Raw genomic sequence first — 14,612 nt, 5'->3', positions numbered from 1 at the left:
ACGGTGACGACCCCGGAGGCAAGCCTCAGAGGCTCAGAGCCCCAGATCGAGCGCGAGACAGGCGAGAGTACGCCGGGTGACCTCCGCGTCGTAGTCGAAGCGCGCCGGGTCCTGCGGCGTCGCGGGCCTCTCCTCGACCAGTTCGTCGTACCGGACACGCTCGGGCAGCTTGCCGAACCTCGCCCGGCGGATCGTGGCGGCATTGTCTTCCATGGTCGTTGCTCCTTCGTTCGTCACCGGTCTGGCTAGAGACGGTCTGCGTCGACGACGGCCTGCGCAAAGGCGGCGGGCGCCTCCTGGGGGACGTTGTGGCCGATGCCCGTCAAGGTGCGGTGTTCGTAGGGGCCCGTGAACCTGTCGCGGTACGTCGAGCCGCCGCCCGGCGCGGTGAACGGGTCGCGGTCGGGGTCGAGGGTGATGGTCGGGACGCCGATCGTGGGGCGCGCGGCGAGGCGCTTCTCCAGTCCGTCGTAGCGGCGTTCGCCGTCCGCGAGGCTCAGGCGCCAGCGGTAGTTGTGCAGGACGATCGCCGGGTAGTCGGGGTTGTCGAAGGCGGCGGCAGCGCGGTCGAAGGTGGCGTCGTCGAAGGACCAGGTCGGGGAGGCGGTCTCCCAGACCAGGCGGGCCAGGTCGCGGCGCAGGTCCCTCGTCTCCAGGGCGGTCTTGCCGCGTTCGGTGGCGAAGTAGTACTGGTACCACCAGGCGTGTTCGGCCGTCGCGGACAGCGGTTTCAGGTTGGCCTCGCGGTTGGTGACGAGGTAGCCGCTCACGGAGACGAGGGCCTTGCAGCGCTCGGGCCACAGCGCGGCGACGATGTCGGCGGTCCGCGATCCCCAGTCGAAGCCGGCGAGCACGGCCCGCTCGATCTTCAACGCGTCCATCAGGGCGAGGAGGTCCAGGGCGATCGCGGACTGCTGGGCGTTGCGGACGGTCTTCTCGGAGAGGAAGCGGGTCGTGCCGTGGCCGCGCAGGTACGGGACGATCACGCGGTATCCCTGGGCCGCGAGCAGCGGGGCGGCCTCGGCGTAGCTGTGAATGTCGTAGGGCCAGCCGTGCAGGCAGATCACGACGGGGCCGTGCGCGGGGCCGAGTTCGGCGTAGCCGACGTCCAGGAGACCGGCTCGCACCTGCTTGACCTGCTGCGGGAAGTCGGAGGGTGCGGCCGACGCCGTACGGATGCCGCCGAGCGAGACGGCCGCGACGCCCGTGCCCATCGCCTTGGTGAAGGTGCGCCTGCCGATCATGTGGATTTCCCTTCGCGAGGTGCCGAGCGGGGTGCCGACACGGTTATCGTCACCGGTTTAACCGGTGACGTCAATCGGGCAGCGTGAATCCACTGAGCGATGTGACGCAAAAAGAGCGGTACGGCGAGAAGTCGCCGTACCGCCCCAGACCGGTGACGCCTACGTCACTCCGTCGGGAAGTCCGTGATATCGGCCTCCCAGTCGAGGAGCTGCGCCAGGGTGTCGTCGCCGGGCCGCGTCTTGCCGACCGGGCGGCCGTTCGCGTCGGTCGCGTTGTACGTGCCCCGCGACATGGCGCCGCTGGCGACGATGTTGTGCTCCACGCGCGGGCGGCGCAGCGACTCGTACCGGTCAAGGGCCGCGTCGGTGTCCGGCAGGTCGCGCAGGCACTTCGCGAGGACGACGGCGTCCTCCAGCGCCATCGAGGCGCCCTGGCCGGTCGCGGGGGACGCCGCGTGGGCCGCGTCGCCGAGGACCAGGGTCCGGCCGGAGCGCCAGGGCATGCCGACCGGGAGTTCCGTCGCGTTGGTGACCATGAGCTGGTCGGGGGTGGCGGCGACCATGTCGGCGGCCGGGGTGTCGTCCTTGCGCAGGAGCGGTACGAGCAACTCGCGCCAGCCCGCCGGGGTTTCCTCCGCGATCCGCTCGGCGGTCAGCGGGTCGCCGCCGACTCGCGCGAACCAGTACGTCTCGCCGTCCGGCGAACACGCGAACCCGAACGCCGTCTCGCTGCCCCGGACCATGGTGAAGCAGTCGGTCTCGGCGGCGGGGCGGGCGTCGGCGGTGTAGCCGTAGAAGACGTACTGGCCCGCGTACGCCGACTGCGCGTCGGGCGCGACCGTCTGCCGGACCACCGAGTTGAGGCCGTCGGCGCCGAGGAGCAGGTCGCCGGTCGCTGTGGCGCCGTCGGCGAAGTGGGCGGTGACAGCGCCGGGTTGCTCCTCGATGTGCGTGAGGCGGGCGCCGTACCGCACCGGGATCCCGCGCCGTACGACCTCCTGCTGGAGCGCGACCGCGAACTCACCCCGGCGCAGGCAGCGGAAGTTCAGCGCCGGGTCCGCCGCCTCGCCCATCGGCGCGTGCGCCGCCTCCACACCCGTGCTCTCCAGCAGGCGGATCGACCTCAGCGGAAACCCGATCGCGGTCACGGCCTCTGTCGCGCCGATCTCCCGCAGCGCGCGCATCCCGTTGCTGGCGAGCGTCAGGAACGCCCCGATGTCCTCCGCCGCGTCCGGATGCGCCTCGAACACCTCGACGTCCAGCCCCGCCCTGTCCAGAGCCAACGCCGCTGCCGCGCCCGCGATCCCACCACCGACGACCAGTACTCGCGCCACCGCTTCACCTTCCGCTCGGCCGAGGGGGGAAATGCCCCTGTTCATCGATGATTTCACGACGGGGCGCGGCTTCTGCGGGTGCTTCGGCGGCGTTTCCTCCGTCGGTGCCGGGGCCTCGGACTCCGTTCCCTTCCTGACGTTTCGCCGCAATTCGAACATGGGCAGTTGTTCCCCTTGTGCGGTGACAACTGGTCAGGAAAGGGGCGCTGTTGACACACCTGCGGTTGTCCGAGGACGTGATGCGCGCGCTGGGGTATCGGGGCGTCGACATGGTCGTCGAGCACCTGTCCCGGTTGGGGGACGGGCCGGTGTCCGGGCGGGAGGGGTGGCCGGCTCACGAGGGGGTGCCGTGGGAACCGGCGGTGGACCCCATGGCGGTGCTGGAGGAGACGTACCGGCTGCTGACGTCGGGGAACGCGCATCCGGATCACCCTCGGTTCCTCGCGTTCGTGCCGAGTCCCGGGAATTTCGTCGGTGTGCTGGCCTCGATGCTGGCGACGGGGTTCGCGGTGCCGGGTGGGTGGCGGCTGACCGGGGCCGGGGCGGCGGACGTCGAACTCGCCGCTGTGCGCTGGGTGGTGGAGTTGTTGGGGTTGCCGGAGGGGGTCGGTGGGTTGTTCGTGCCGGGGGGTTCACTGGCCAATCTCACGGCGTTGACGGTGGCGCGGGATCAAGTCGGGGCCGGGGTCGCCTACTTCTCCGATCAGGCCCATTTCTCCATACCCCGCGCGCTGCATGTGCTGGGTGTCGGCGCCCAGCAGTTGCCGTCCGACGGGGCGCAGCGGCTGGACGTCGAGGTGCTCGCGTCGGCGGTGCGGCGGGATCGGTGTGCGGGGCGGCGTCCGTTCGCCGTGGTCGCGAACGCGGGGACGACGAGTACGGGGGCTGTCGATCCGCTGCCCGAACTCGCCGAGTTCTGCCGGGCGGAGGGGTTGTGGCTGCACGTGGACGGGGCGTTCGGAGCTGCCGCCGCGCTGACCGAGGCAGGGCGGGAGGCGCTGGACGGGCTCGGGCTCGCCGACTCGTGGACCGTCGATCCGCACAAGTGGCTGTTCCAGCCTGCCGAGTTGGGGTGCGTGCTGCTGCGTCGGCCCCGGGAGCTGCGGGAGACGTTCGGGGTGCGGCTTCCTGGCTATCTCGGTGAAAACATGGGCGGCGACGGCGACTTCATGCAGTACGGCATCCAACTGACCCGGGAGTTCCGGGCGTTGCGGCTCTGGCTCTCGCTGAAGGTGTTCGGCGCCGACGCCTTCCGGGACGCGGTCGCCCAAGGGATGCGCAACGCCGAGGAGTTGGGGCGGTTCATCGACGCCGAGCCGGGGGTGGAGCTGGTGACCGCGCCGTCGCTCGCCGTGCTGACGTTCCGCTGCCCCGGGGCGGACGCGGACCGGGTCTGCCGGGAGCTGCGGGAGGAGGGGGACGCGCTGGTGATGCCGACGACCGTGGACGGGGAACGGGTGTTCCGGCTGTGCACGATCAATCCGCGTGCGGATCTGGGGGAGTTGAAGAGCGTGGTGCGGCGGCTGCGGGAGCTGTCCTGAGATGCGCCCGGATCAACTGCACGCCGAGGCCGCCGAGTTGACCGGTCTGAGCGACTTCGGCCCGACCGGGTACCGGGAAGCCCTCGACCGGCTCGTCCACGCGTTGACCACCGAGGCCCGTCTCCACGCGCGGGGCTTGGCGGAGGCCCACGACACCCTGCGCAGCGCGCTCGTCCACCGCCTCCGTCTGCACGAACGCCCGTGCCCCGCCCCCGCCGCCCTGCACGACCCCGTCGTCATCGTCGGCCCGCCCCGCACCGGCAGCACGCTCCTGCACCGGCTCCTCGCCCGCCACCCCGGCCTGCACGCGGTCCGACTCTGGGAACTCACCCACCCGGTCTCCCCGCCCGGTGTCACCGACGCCGAGCTGATCGCGTCGACGGGCCGGGCGGTCGCCGCGTACTACCGGGCGGCGCCCGCCCTGCGCGCCATCCATCCGATGAGCGCGCGGGCGCCGGAGGAGTGCGAGTACCTGATGACGACGGACTTCCACAACTCGGTGCTGGGACTGATCAGTTACCGCGTCCCGTCGTACGCGGACTGGCTCCTGGAGCAGGACCTCACCGCCGCGTACCGGCTGCACCGCCTCCAGCTCGCCCACATCCTGGCCCGCCGCCCCGCACCCCCGGGCGCCCGCCTCCTCCTGAAGAGCCCCTCGCACCTCTGGCACCTCCCGTCCCTCGCCGCCGTCTACCCCCGCCTCACCCTGGTCACCCTCCACCGCGACCCCCTGCGCGCGACGGCCTCGGCGTGCAGCCTGGCCCTCCACGCCCGCAGGAAGCGCAGCGCGCACGCCGACCCCCACGAGATCGGCCGCCAACTGCACGCGGCGCTGCGCCTCGGCTCGGAGCGCCTCGACGCGTTCCCCGGCGTCACGGTCCACGTTCCGTACGACGAACTGTCCGCCGACCCGGTCACCACCGCGAGCCGCGTCTTCACCGCCCTCGGGCTCCCCACCCCACCCCAGACTCTCGACCGCCTACGCACCGAGGCGAGCCGACGCCGGACCACCCAACACCGGTACGCACCCGGCGACTTCGGGCTCACCTAACAGTGCGGGCCGCCCCTGCGGCTTCGGGCCGAACCAGTCGCCAAACCAGTCATCGAGCCCCGGAGGCCCCGTGCTCCGCTACCCCTTCGACCGCACGAACTCCCTCTCCCCCATGCCCCACCTGGACCTCCTCCACCAACACACCCTCCCCCGCGTCCTCATGCCCAGCGGCCACCCCGCCCACCTCGCGGTCCGCCACGCCGACGTCCAACAGGCCCTCGCGGACCCCCGATTGAGCCGCCGAGCCATGTTCACCACCCCCGGCGGCCCCCGCTTCACCCACGCCGACCTGGACGAGCCCAGCCTCATCGGCGTCGACCCGCCGGACCACACCCGGCTGCGCCGCCTGTGCGCACCGGCGTTCCGCCCACCCCTGATTCACGCGCTGCGCGCCCCTGTTCAGCGCCTCGCCGACCACCTCCTACGCCAACCCACCGACCTGCACGCCGAGTTCTCCGTCCCCCTGGTCACCCACACCGTCTGCGACCTCCTCGGCGTCCCCCACCCCGACCGCACCCAACTCCTCGACTGGTCCCACCAGAAGCTCTCCCTCACCGGTCCACCGGACGAGGCCCGCGCCGGCCACGAGGCGCTCCGCGACCACTTCACGTCCCTGACCACCGAGCCGAACCTCGCCCCGGGCCTCCTCGCCGACCTCACCCAAGCCCACCGCACCGGCCTCCTCTCCCGCCGCGAACTCACCGCCGTAGCCGTCAATTTGTTCGTGGCCGGGAGCACCACCACCGCCGCCGTCCTCACCAACGGCCTGCTCTGCCTCCTCAACCGCCCCGCCCAGTACGCCGCCCTCACCGCCGCCCTCGTCCCGCAGGCCGTGACGGAGATCCTCCGTTTCGACGCCGCCGGGGACATGTCCTTCCCCCGGCTCGCCCTCGTGGGTCTCAGGATCGGCGCGACCGACGTCCGCGCGGGCGAGGCGGTCATCCCCGCGCACGCCTACGCCGATCGCGACCCCGCCGTATACCCGGACCCGGACGTCTTCGACATCACCCGGCGGCCCGTCCCGCACCTGGCGTTCGGGTACGGGCCGCACTACTGCGTCGGCGCGCGGCTGGCCGTACTGCTGCTCGAAACGGCGCTGGCCGCCGTCGTGACGCGCTTCCCCCGCCTGCGACTTGCCGTTCCGGCGCGTGAACTCGGTTGGCGGAACGGGGCGTTGACAGGTGGGGTGGGGCGGCTGCCTGTCGCGTGGTGAACCGGTGGCCTACGACACGTACCCCAACTCCCGCAGCGCCGCCCGCAGTCGGTCCGCCGCCTCGTCCAGTTTCGTCTCGTCCTTCTCGATCTCCGCCTTGGAGAAATCGAAGTCGCCCATCTCCCAGACCGGCGCGACGTGGATGTGCATGTGGGGGACCTCGAAACCGGCGACGATCAGGCCGACGCGGGGTGCGTCCCACGCGTGCTGGGCGGCTCGGCCGATCTTCTGGGCCACGGACACGCAGTGCGCGAGGAGTTCGCCGTCCGCGTCGGTCCAGCGGTCCACCTCCTCGCGGGGGACGACGAGGGTGTGGCCGGGCGTGAGGGGGGCGATGCTCAGGAACGCGGCGGCCCGGTCGTCCTCCCAGACGAAACGGCCGGGGAGTTCGCCGGAGAGGATGCGGGTGAAGAGTGTCGACATGGGATCAGTCTGTCACCGCGTTCCCGTACGTCACTTGGGCGGCAGGACGTTCTCCGCGTACTGGCCCGCGACGTTTCCCGCCGGTGCGTAGTCGACGACGACGTACGTCTTGCCGTTGGTGGTCTTCGCCATGCCGACGCCGATGCGGGCGGAGGACTTCCACACGACCTGGCTGAACAGGCCCCAGTCCTTGAAGGTGCCCATGTCGGGCTCACGGCCGTAATAGGTGTACGAGCGGACCTGGTTGTACCAGGCGTCCACGACCTCGGTGCCGGTCGGCGAGGTGCCGTCGGAGCGCCACGTGTAGTGGAGGTTCTCGCCGTACTTGTTGTTGGGGCGGTGGTCGAGGCGCTGGACGGCGGCCAGGCGGTCGGCCCACTCCTGCGCCCAGCGGCTGATCTCGGGGTCCAGGGTGACCGCCGGGACCTCGTGCCGGGCGCGGTCGTCGTTGGTCCGCTGGAGGACCTGCTGGTCGAACGCCGGGTCCGCGGCGGCGCGGGGCGCGGCGGGGGCCGCGAGGGCCAGGGCGGCGATCGTGGTGAGGAGGGTGGTGAGGGCGGCTCGGCGCGTGATCGTTCTCATGCCGCCGTAACGATCATCGTGGCGTGCGGGTCACCGGTAAATAATCGCGCGACCCGACTGCCGTGTGTCCGCTACGTTTTCCCCTGTTCGAAGGGGGGCCACATGGCGAAGCTCAACCAGATCATCGCTGTCGAAAAGGGCGTCAAGAGCAAGTCGTTCCAGGACATCACCGTCGCGCATCACAAGGTGCAGAAGCCTGCGCTGCTGGCCGGGATCTCGCGTACGTACCAGCCGAAGGACGAGGAGGGCGAGCAGTTGCCGCCCGAGTCCACGCGGGTTCAGGTCAAGGCGGAGGACGTGCTGCGGGAGATGTCCGTGTCGCTGACGCGGCTCTTCGACGTGACGGCGACGAAGGACTGGGCGAACTGCGCGGCCCGCGCGGACGTCGTGGTCGACGGGCGGACGGTCGTCGCGGACGTGCCGGTGAGCTATCTGCTGTTCCTGGAGAAGCAGCTCACCGATCTGCACACCTTCGTCAAGAAGCTGCCCGTGCTGGACGGCGCCGAGTCCTGGTCCCTCGACCCGTCGACGGACTGGTGGAAGACGGACCCCGTACGGACGATCCGTACGAAGAAGACGCCGCGCAACCACGTCAAGGCCGAGGCGACCGAGAAGCACCCGGCTCAGGTCGAGGTGTACTACGAGGACGTACCGATCGGGTACTGGACGACCGTGAAGTTCTCCGGCGCGCTGCCCGCCCGGCGGGTCAACGAACTCCTCGATCGCGTCGAGAAGTTGCAGCAGGCCGTGAAGTTCGCCCGCGAGGAGGCCAACGGCACGGAGGTCACCGACCGACGGGTCGGGGACGCGGTGTTCGGCTACCTGTTCAGCTGACACCCCCAGATCGCCCCCGCGTGCGAGCGCGGGGGTGCGCGACATGCGCGGGCCGGCCATGAGGACCGGTCCACGTGGGAGCGCAAGCTGAAACTGAGACGTTCAGCCTGAAAAACGCGGTCACAGTGAAGGTTCGAGTCCTTCCCCCGGCACCACACGCCGGGGTAGCCCAAACCGGCAGAGGCAACCGCGATCAATCTCAGACTCTCGCTCCAGCTTCAGCATCGCCACCGATCGCCGGATCGAACGAGAAGGGACGAACGCCGTCGGATGCGAGTTCGAATCTCGCCTGCGCCTCTCTTCCAGGGCGCGGTAGTTCAAAGGAAGAACACGTCGGCCTGACGACTGATCCTTTCTCTTAAACGCCATCGGCGTGCGCAATTGGGTGGCATCACCAGGGGCCCGGGAGCTGGATACGACTCCCGGGCTCCGCCACGTCGCGCGAGGCCAGTCATGGGCGTCGTGCGTGGTGGCACAAGCGTGCAGACGGCCGATGCAGAGTTATCGCGGTTGTCTCCCCGCCGGGATAAAAGCGGGAACCGGCCAGTGCCGCTCCGCCGGGTCGGCACCGTCCTCACCCGCCTGGAGCTTCCACAGCGTGGCGTAGAGGCCGCCCTGTAGCACCAGTTCGTCGTGGGTCCCCTGTTCGCTGACCACTCCGCCGTAGTCGAGCACGTGGATACGGTCGGCGGTGCGGACGGTGGTGAGCCGGTGTGCGATGACGATCATCGTGCGGTTGCGGCCGAAGGTCCGCAGAGCGTGCTGGATGACGGCTTCGGTCTCGTTGTCGACCGCCGAGGTGGCCTCGTCGAGGAGGACGACCGGCGGATCGCCGAGGATCGTCCGGGCCAGCGCGATCCGCTGGCGCTGCCCGCCGGACAGGGCGACGCCGCGCTCCCCGACCCGGGTCGCGTACCCCTCGGGCAGGGCGGCGATGAAGCTGTGCGCACCGGCGGTGCGGGCGGCGGCCACCAATTGGTCGTCGCCGGCGTCGGGGGTGCCGTACCGGATGTTGTCGGCGATCGTGGCGTCGAACAGGAACGGCTCCTGCGGCACGTATCCGATCGCACGGCGTACGTCGCGCAGGGCCAGGTCGCGCACGTCGGTGCCGTCGAGGAGGATGCGCCCCAGGTCGGGGTGGCGGAAGCGCATGAGCAGCTTGGCGATGGTCGTCTTCCCGGCACCGGTCGGTCCGACGATGGCGGTGACCTGTCCGGCCGGGAAGTCGATGGACACCTCGTCCAGGACCCGGGGCCGTCCCGGGTAGGCGTAGCTGACCCGGTCGAGGGCGATGCCGCCCCTGATCCGCTGCCGTGGCAGGGGGATGCCCTCGGTGTGCGGTTCGACGGGCAGGGCGTGCAGGCGCTGGACACGTTCGACGGCGGTGACGGTGTGCTGGTACTGGTCAGTGACCGCGCCGAAGCGGGACAGCCGCCACAGCGCCTGCCCGGGCAGGTCGAGGAGCGGGCTCAGCTTCGTCACGGACAGCGAGCCGCTGAGCACCGCGCGCCCGCCCAGCATCATGGTGAGCGGCAGCGCGGCCATGGTCGTTCCCCGCATGATCTGGTCCTGGGTGACGGCGCTGCGGTCGGAGCCGCGGTTGCCGGCGCGGTGGGCCGCGCTCTGCTCCGTCATCAGGTCCGTCTCGTACTCCTCGGTGCAGGACGCCTTGACGGTGGTGGTGGCCTGGAGGGTGTCGGTGATGCGGCTGCCCATGCGGGCGCGGCGCTCGCCGGAGCGGACGTGGTCGGTCACGGCGCGCTCGTGGTAGCGGAAGGAGAGCCAGGTCATCAGGGGGATCGGGGCGAAGGCGACCCAGGCGAGCCGGGGGGCGAGCAGCAGGAACGCCGGTACCAGCAGGGCGACGCTGGTGACCAGTTGCATGGCTTCGTGCGGGGCGCGGGTGAAGAAGGCGCCGATCTGGCCGATGTCCTCGGTGAGTACCGACGTGACGCGGCTGGTGCGCTCGCCCTCCAGGTCCGCCGGGGAGAGCCGCTGCACCTGCGCGTAGGTACGGGTGCGCCAGTCGTGCTCGATGGTCTGGCCGAGGTTGCGCCAGGCGATGCCGGCCGCGTAGCCGAGACCGACCACGGCGAGGGAGGCGAGCGCGGTGGCTCCGGCGAGGAAGGCCAGTTGCGTACCGGTGCCGACGATGCCGAGGGCGGTCAGTGCCGCGTTCTCTCCTCGCAGCAGAAGCAGCAGGCCGGACGTGGCGGACATGTACAGGAACGTCTCGAAGGTCTGGCACAGCACCGATAACAGGGCGGCCTGGCCCGCCTGCCGTTTGTAGGGACCGATGAGCTGCCGCAGAGGGGAGACGTGGTGGCCCTGCGGGTCCCGTGGATGCCGTTGTGCGGAGCGTCGCCATGCGTTGCGGACCACTGCGGCGGTGGCTGCTGCCGCCAGGCCGATGCTCACCAGCGGCTGGGCGAGAAGCGTCAGGCACGCCTTGCCGCAGCTCACGAGCAGAGCGGCTCCGGCGCCGACGGCGAACAGGCGCCGGGCCCTGGTGCGCGGAGCGGCGGGGCGGGGCTCCGGCCTGTCGGGGAGCACCGCGCGCAGAGGTTCCGTGTGTTGGGCGACAGGGAGCACGGCGCCGGTGACGATGCGGGCCACGGCGCGGGGAGCCAGTCCCCGGTCGTGCCGGACCAGGACCCTGCCGGTGACGGGATTGGCGCGGACGTCCTCGATGCCCTCGGCCTTCGACAGGGTGAGTTCGAGCAGCCGGGCCAGAACGGGGTTGCCGAGCAGGCCGTCCACCCGCCAACGCTGTCGGCCGGGCACGACGGATGTGGGCGACATCGCCAACGGGAGGGACAAGTGATCACCTGTACAGAGCGAAAAGTGGGTCTCACGCTAACCGAGCAACGAGGCGACATCGGAGGTCGGACCACATATCCACTCGTGAGAGTGAAATATGACGTATTGATCTGACCTGCTGGGAGAACTGCTCCCACCGGCGCAACACCATCCCTCGAACGGGGTGGGTGAACGCTCGCTCCGTTCCGGTCACCTTTCACAGCGCCAAGATCATGATGAATGTCCCGATACCGCCCCCCGGAGGTGGCCGTCCGTGGTCCTCGTCATCGTCGTCGCCGTCCTCGCACTGCTCGCAGGTCTCGCCGCCAACCGCTGGCTGCGGCCCCGGCTGGTCAACTCCGCCGACGACGAGGGCATGGGCGTCAAGGACCTGGTCGGCCCGCTCCTGACGATGACCGTCCTGCTGCTGAGCTTCGTCCTCGTGACCGCCAACGGCTCGTACGGCAAGGCCGAGGTCGCCTCGCGCGGCGAGGCCCGCGCCCTGGACCAGCTCGTGGAGACCGCCGAGTACGCGCCCGAGACGCAGCGGGCCGCGATCCAGGCCGACGCCGTCTGCTACGCCCGTGCCGTCCGCGAGCAGGAGTGGCCGGCCATGTCCGACGGCGACGGCTCGGCCGCGCCGAGCGTGTGGTCGACCCAGTTCCGGCAGACCTTCCGCCCCCTGGAGGGCAGGCCGGTCTTCGGCATGCTGATCTCCGCCGACAACAAACGCTCCGACGAACGCGAGGAACGCCTCACCCAGGCCACCGCCAGCATCCCCAGCGCCATCTTCTGGTTCCTGCTCGCCACCCTGACCATCACCGTCGTGGCCCTCGGCGTCTGCCTGCCCCGCCGCAACAACCGCGGCCAGCTGATCACGCTCGTCGTGATCACCATGCTCCTGACGACGGCGCTGATCATCATCCGCGACGTCGACCGCCCCTTCGGCGGCATCGTCAACGTCGGCCCGACCGCGATCACCGAAGCCGAACGCCAGGCGACCCGAGACTTCACCATGAACCACCCGGACTCCGAACTCCCCTGCGACAACAAGGGAAACCGTCGCGCCGTCTGAATGGACTGCACGGCCGGTCACGCTCCGTGAGTGAACCGTGGGCGAACTCTGCGCCAGGGTTCGGTCAGGAGCAGGTCAGAGGGGCGGAATCGGGTCTTCGGGGGTGCTTACGATCGTCCGCGTTCGTACGACCCTCAGGAGGCCCGGCGTGCCGAACTTCGCACGTGAGATCCGTGTCGCCCTGCTGGTGGGCGGCGCGCTCGTCGCCGTGGCCGGGTGCGGGGCGCAGGGGCAGCAGGTGGGGGCGGCGGACGGGCTGCGGCACACGACCGTGCAGGTCTCGTCCGGTGACTGCGGGCGCGGCTGGGAGAAGCCGGCGGGCGGGCGGCAGGTCTTCGACCTCGACAACACTTCCGGCGCCGCCGCCGAGGTGTATCTCACCGACGCCCGGACCGGCGCGGTGTACGGCGAGGTCGAGGGGCTCGGACCCGGGACGCGGCGGCCCCTGAGGGTGACGCTCGGCAACGGGTCGTACGCCTTCAAGTGCCTGCCCGACGACGCGGACGCCGTGACCGGGCCGACCGTACGGATCACCGGGAGCCGTACGAGGAGCGGGCCCGCCGCGCTGCCGGTGACCCAGCAGGAGCTGATCCCGCCGACGCTGGCGTACCAGAAGTGGATCGAGGCGCGGACGGTCGAGCTGTCGCAGAAGACGGACGTCCTCAAGGCGGCCGTCGACCGGGGCGACCTGGCAGCCGCACGGGCCGCGTGGCTGCCCGCGCATCTCGTGTACGAGCGGATGGGCGCCGCGTACGGCACGTTCGGGGACGCGGACGAGGCGATCAACGGGCGGACCGAGGGGTTCCACCGCGTCGAGCGGGGACTGTGGCACGGCGAGTCCGCGAGCGCCCTGCGCGCACCGGCCGCCGCGCTCGACACCGCCGTACACGCGCTCCAGAAGGACTGGCCGGGCGAGCGGATGGACCCCGGCGATGTCGGACTGAGGGCGCACGAGATTCTGGAGAACGCCGTGCAGTTCGAGCTGACCGGGCGGACGGACGCCGGGAGCGGCAGCAGTCTCGCGACCGTGCGCGCCAACCTCGACGGGACACGGGCGCTGCTCGGGTTCCTGCGGCCCCTGCTCACGACCCGGGACGCGGGGCTGGCCGGACTGGACACCTGGATGGACCGCGCCCAGCACACGCTGGACGGGGTCGACGACAAGCCGCTGGCTCAACTGACGCGCGCCCAGCGGGAGAAGGTCGACGCGGATGTGAGCGGGCTGGTCGAGCGGCTGGCGGACGTCGCCGCCCTGACGGACGTACGGAGGACAGCGTGAGCGGCGACGTCGGACGCCGGGGGTTCCTGGCCGGGGCGGCTGCGGTCGCCGGGACGGGTTTGGTGGCCGCCGACCGGGGTACGGCCGTGGCAGCGCCCTCCGCCGCCCCCTTCCACGGCGTCCACCAGTCCGGCATCGTCGAACCCGCCCAGAAGGCGACGGCGTTCGTGTCCTTCGACGCGACCGCCGAGAACCGCGCCGAACTCACCGACCTGCTACGGACGTTGACCACCCGCGCCAGATTCCTCACGACCGGCGGCAGCCCGGACGAGGCGGGCATCACCGCACCCCCGGTCGACTCGGGCACCCTCGGTCCCGTCGTCGCGGCGGACGGCCTGACGGTCACCGTCGGCGTCGGGTCGTCCCTGTTCGACGACCGGTACGGCCTCACCACACGCAAGCCGCACAGGCTGACCGAGATGCCCGCGTTCCCGGACGACGACCTGAACCCGGACTGGTGCCACGGCGACCTCAGCGTCCAGTTCACGGCAGCCAGCGCGGACACCGTCCTGCACGCCCTGCGCCACGTCGCCCGGCACACACGCGGCGGGATGCAGATCCGGTGGCGCATGGACGGGTTCATCAGCCCCCCGCGCCCCTCGGGAACGCCCCGCAACCACCTGGGTTTCAAGGACGGCATCGCCAACCCGGACACCGGCAGCGCCCGCGAGATGGACCGCCTGGTGTGGGTCGGCGCGGGCGACGGCGAACCGGCGTGGGCGACAGGCGGCACCTATCAGGTCGTCCGGCTCATCCGGATGCTCGTCGAGTTCTGGGACCGCGTCTCGATCACCGAGCAGGAGCGGATGTTCGGCCGGGCCCGCGACACGGGCGCGCCGCTCGACGGCCGGCGCGAGACGGACGTACCCAACTACCCGCAGGATCCCAAGGGTTCGGTGATCCCGCTGGACAGTCACATCCGGCTGGCGAACCCCCGGACGTCCTCGACCGACGGTCAGCGCATCCTGCGTCGGGGCTACAACTACGACCGGGGCGTGGACAGCAACGGGAACCTGGACATGGGGCTGCTGTTCACGTGCTACCAGCAGGATCTGGCGCGGCAGTTCGAGGCGGTGCAGAAGAGGCTGGCCGGGGAGCCGCTGGTGGACTACGTCAGCCCGTTCGGGGGCGGGTACTTCTTCGCGCTGCCGGGGGTACGGGACGGGTCGGACTGGCTGGGCCGAACTCTTCTGGCCTGACGGCGTCCTGACGGTGTCAAGAAAAGTTCAAGTTCACA

13 protein-coding genes are annotated in these 14,612 nt (G+C 70.9%); 7 read left to right on the top strand and 6 right to left on the bottom strand.

Annotation, left to right across the window (positions count from 1 at the left end):
• Window positions 1–33: 33 nt before the first annotated feature.
• From J8M50_RS44115 to J8M50_RS44105, 3 genes are all read right to left on the bottom strand, one after another.
• Entirely contained in the window at window positions 34–213 is a 180-nt protein-coding gene (locus J8M50_RS44115) for a hypothetical protein (RefSeq protein ID WP_010357116.1), read from the bottom strand.
• A 32-nt stretch (window positions 214–245) separates the two neighbouring features.
• Complete coding sequence (locus J8M50_RS44110; protein ID WP_010357115.1) at window positions 246–1,244, bottom strand: alpha/beta fold hydrolase; 999 nt, start codon at window positions 1,242–1,244, stop codon at window positions 246–248.
• Between the two features lie 164 nt (window positions 1,245–1,408).
• Entirely contained in the window at window positions 1,409–2,623 is a 1,215-nt protein-coding gene (locus J8M50_RS44105) for an FAD-dependent oxidoreductase (RefSeq protein ID WP_075660810.1), read from the bottom strand.
• A 164-nt stretch (window positions 2,624–2,787) separates the two neighbouring features.
• Here J8M50_RS44105 and J8M50_RS44100 point away from each other — a divergent pair, with 164 nt between their 5' ends.
• The 3 genes from J8M50_RS44100 (at window position 2,788) to J8M50_RS44090 (ending at window position 6,383) form a co-directional block, all read left to right on the top strand.
• Window positions 2,788–4,119, top strand: coding sequence for a pyridoxal phosphate-dependent decarboxylase family protein (locus J8M50_RS44100; RefSeq protein WP_010357112.1), 1,332 nt, complete (start codon window positions 2,788–2,790; stop codon window positions 4,117–4,119).
• A gap of 1 nt (window position 4,120) precedes the next feature.
• Window positions 4,121–5,170, top strand: a complete 1,050-nt coding sequence (locus J8M50_RS44095; protein ID WP_010357111.1) for a sulfotransferase family protein — start codon at window positions 4,121–4,123, stop codon at window positions 5,168–5,170.
• Between the two features lie 70 nt (window positions 5,171–5,240).
• Entirely contained in the window at window positions 5,241–6,383 is a 1,143-nt protein-coding gene (locus J8M50_RS44090) for a cytochrome P450 (protein ID WP_010357110.1), read from the top strand.
• A gap of 9 nt (window positions 6,384–6,392) precedes the next feature.
• On the opposite strand, the gene J8M50_RS44085 is transcribed toward J8M50_RS44090, so the two are convergent.
• Both J8M50_RS44085 and J8M50_RS44080 read right to left on the bottom strand, forming a co-directional pair.
• On the bottom strand, window positions 6,393–6,806 hold the full coding sequence (locus tag J8M50_RS44085; protein WP_010357108.1) for an HIT family protein: 414 nt from the start codon (window positions 6,804–6,806) through the stop codon (window positions 6,393–6,395).
• A 30-nt stretch (window positions 6,807–6,836) separates the two neighbouring features.
• The gene (locus J8M50_RS44080) at window positions 6,837–7,388 is read right to left on the bottom strand and encodes a CAP family protein (RefSeq protein WP_010357106.1); all 552 of its coding nucleotides are present in this window, start codon (window positions 7,386–7,388) and stop codon (window positions 6,837–6,839) included.
• Between the two features lie 102 nt (window positions 7,389–7,490).
• Here J8M50_RS44080 and J8M50_RS44075 point away from each other — a divergent pair, with 102 nt between their 5' ends.
• Window positions 7,491–8,222, top strand: coding sequence for a DUF7873 family protein (locus J8M50_RS44075; RefSeq protein WP_010357105.1), 732 nt, complete (start codon window positions 7,491–7,493; stop codon window positions 8,220–8,222).
• 501 nt (window positions 8,223–8,723) lie between these two features.
• Here the strand turns inward: J8M50_RS44075 and J8M50_RS44070 are convergent.
• Window positions 8,724–11,042 carry an ABC transporter ATP-binding protein/permease gene (locus J8M50_RS44070; protein ID WP_223786434.1) on the bottom strand — a complete coding sequence of 773 codons (2,319 nt, stop codon included), beginning with the start codon at window positions 11,040–11,042 and terminating at the stop codon, window positions 8,724–8,726.
• Between the two features lie 253 nt (window positions 11,043–11,295).
• Here J8M50_RS44070 and J8M50_RS44065 point away from each other — a divergent pair, with 253 nt between their 5' ends.
• The 3 genes from J8M50_RS44065 (at window position 11,296) to efeB (ending at window position 14,574) form a co-directional block, all read left to right on the top strand.
• Complete coding sequence (locus J8M50_RS44065) at window positions 11,296–12,096, top strand: bestrophin-like domain (protein WP_010357103.1); 801 nt, start codon at window positions 11,296–11,298, stop codon at window positions 12,094–12,096.
• Between the two features lie 148 nt (window positions 12,097–12,244).
• The gene (locus J8M50_RS44060) at window positions 12,245–13,375 is read left to right on the top strand and encodes an imelysin family protein (protein ID WP_010357102.1); all 1,131 of its coding nucleotides are present in this window, start codon (window positions 12,245–12,247) and stop codon (window positions 13,373–13,375) included.
• Window positions 13,372–14,574, top strand: a complete 1,203-nt coding sequence (gene efeB / locus J8M50_RS44055; protein ID WP_010357101.1) for an iron uptake transporter deferrochelatase/peroxidase subunit — start codon at window positions 13,372–13,374, stop codon at window positions 14,572–14,574. The genes J8M50_RS44060 and efeB overlap by 4 nt, the downstream gene beginning before the upstream one ends.
• The last annotated feature ends 38 nt before the right edge of the window (window positions 14,575–14,612 follow it).

It is taken from the genome of Streptomyces acidiscabies (genome assembly GCF_020010905.1).
Taxonomy (GTDB): Bacteria; Actinomycetota; Actinomycetes; order Streptomycetales; family Streptomycetaceae; genus Streptomyces; species Streptomyces acidiscabies.
The sequence above is the reverse complement of the archived record's forward strand: the minus strand, read 5'-3'. Positions and strand labels throughout refer to the sequence as shown.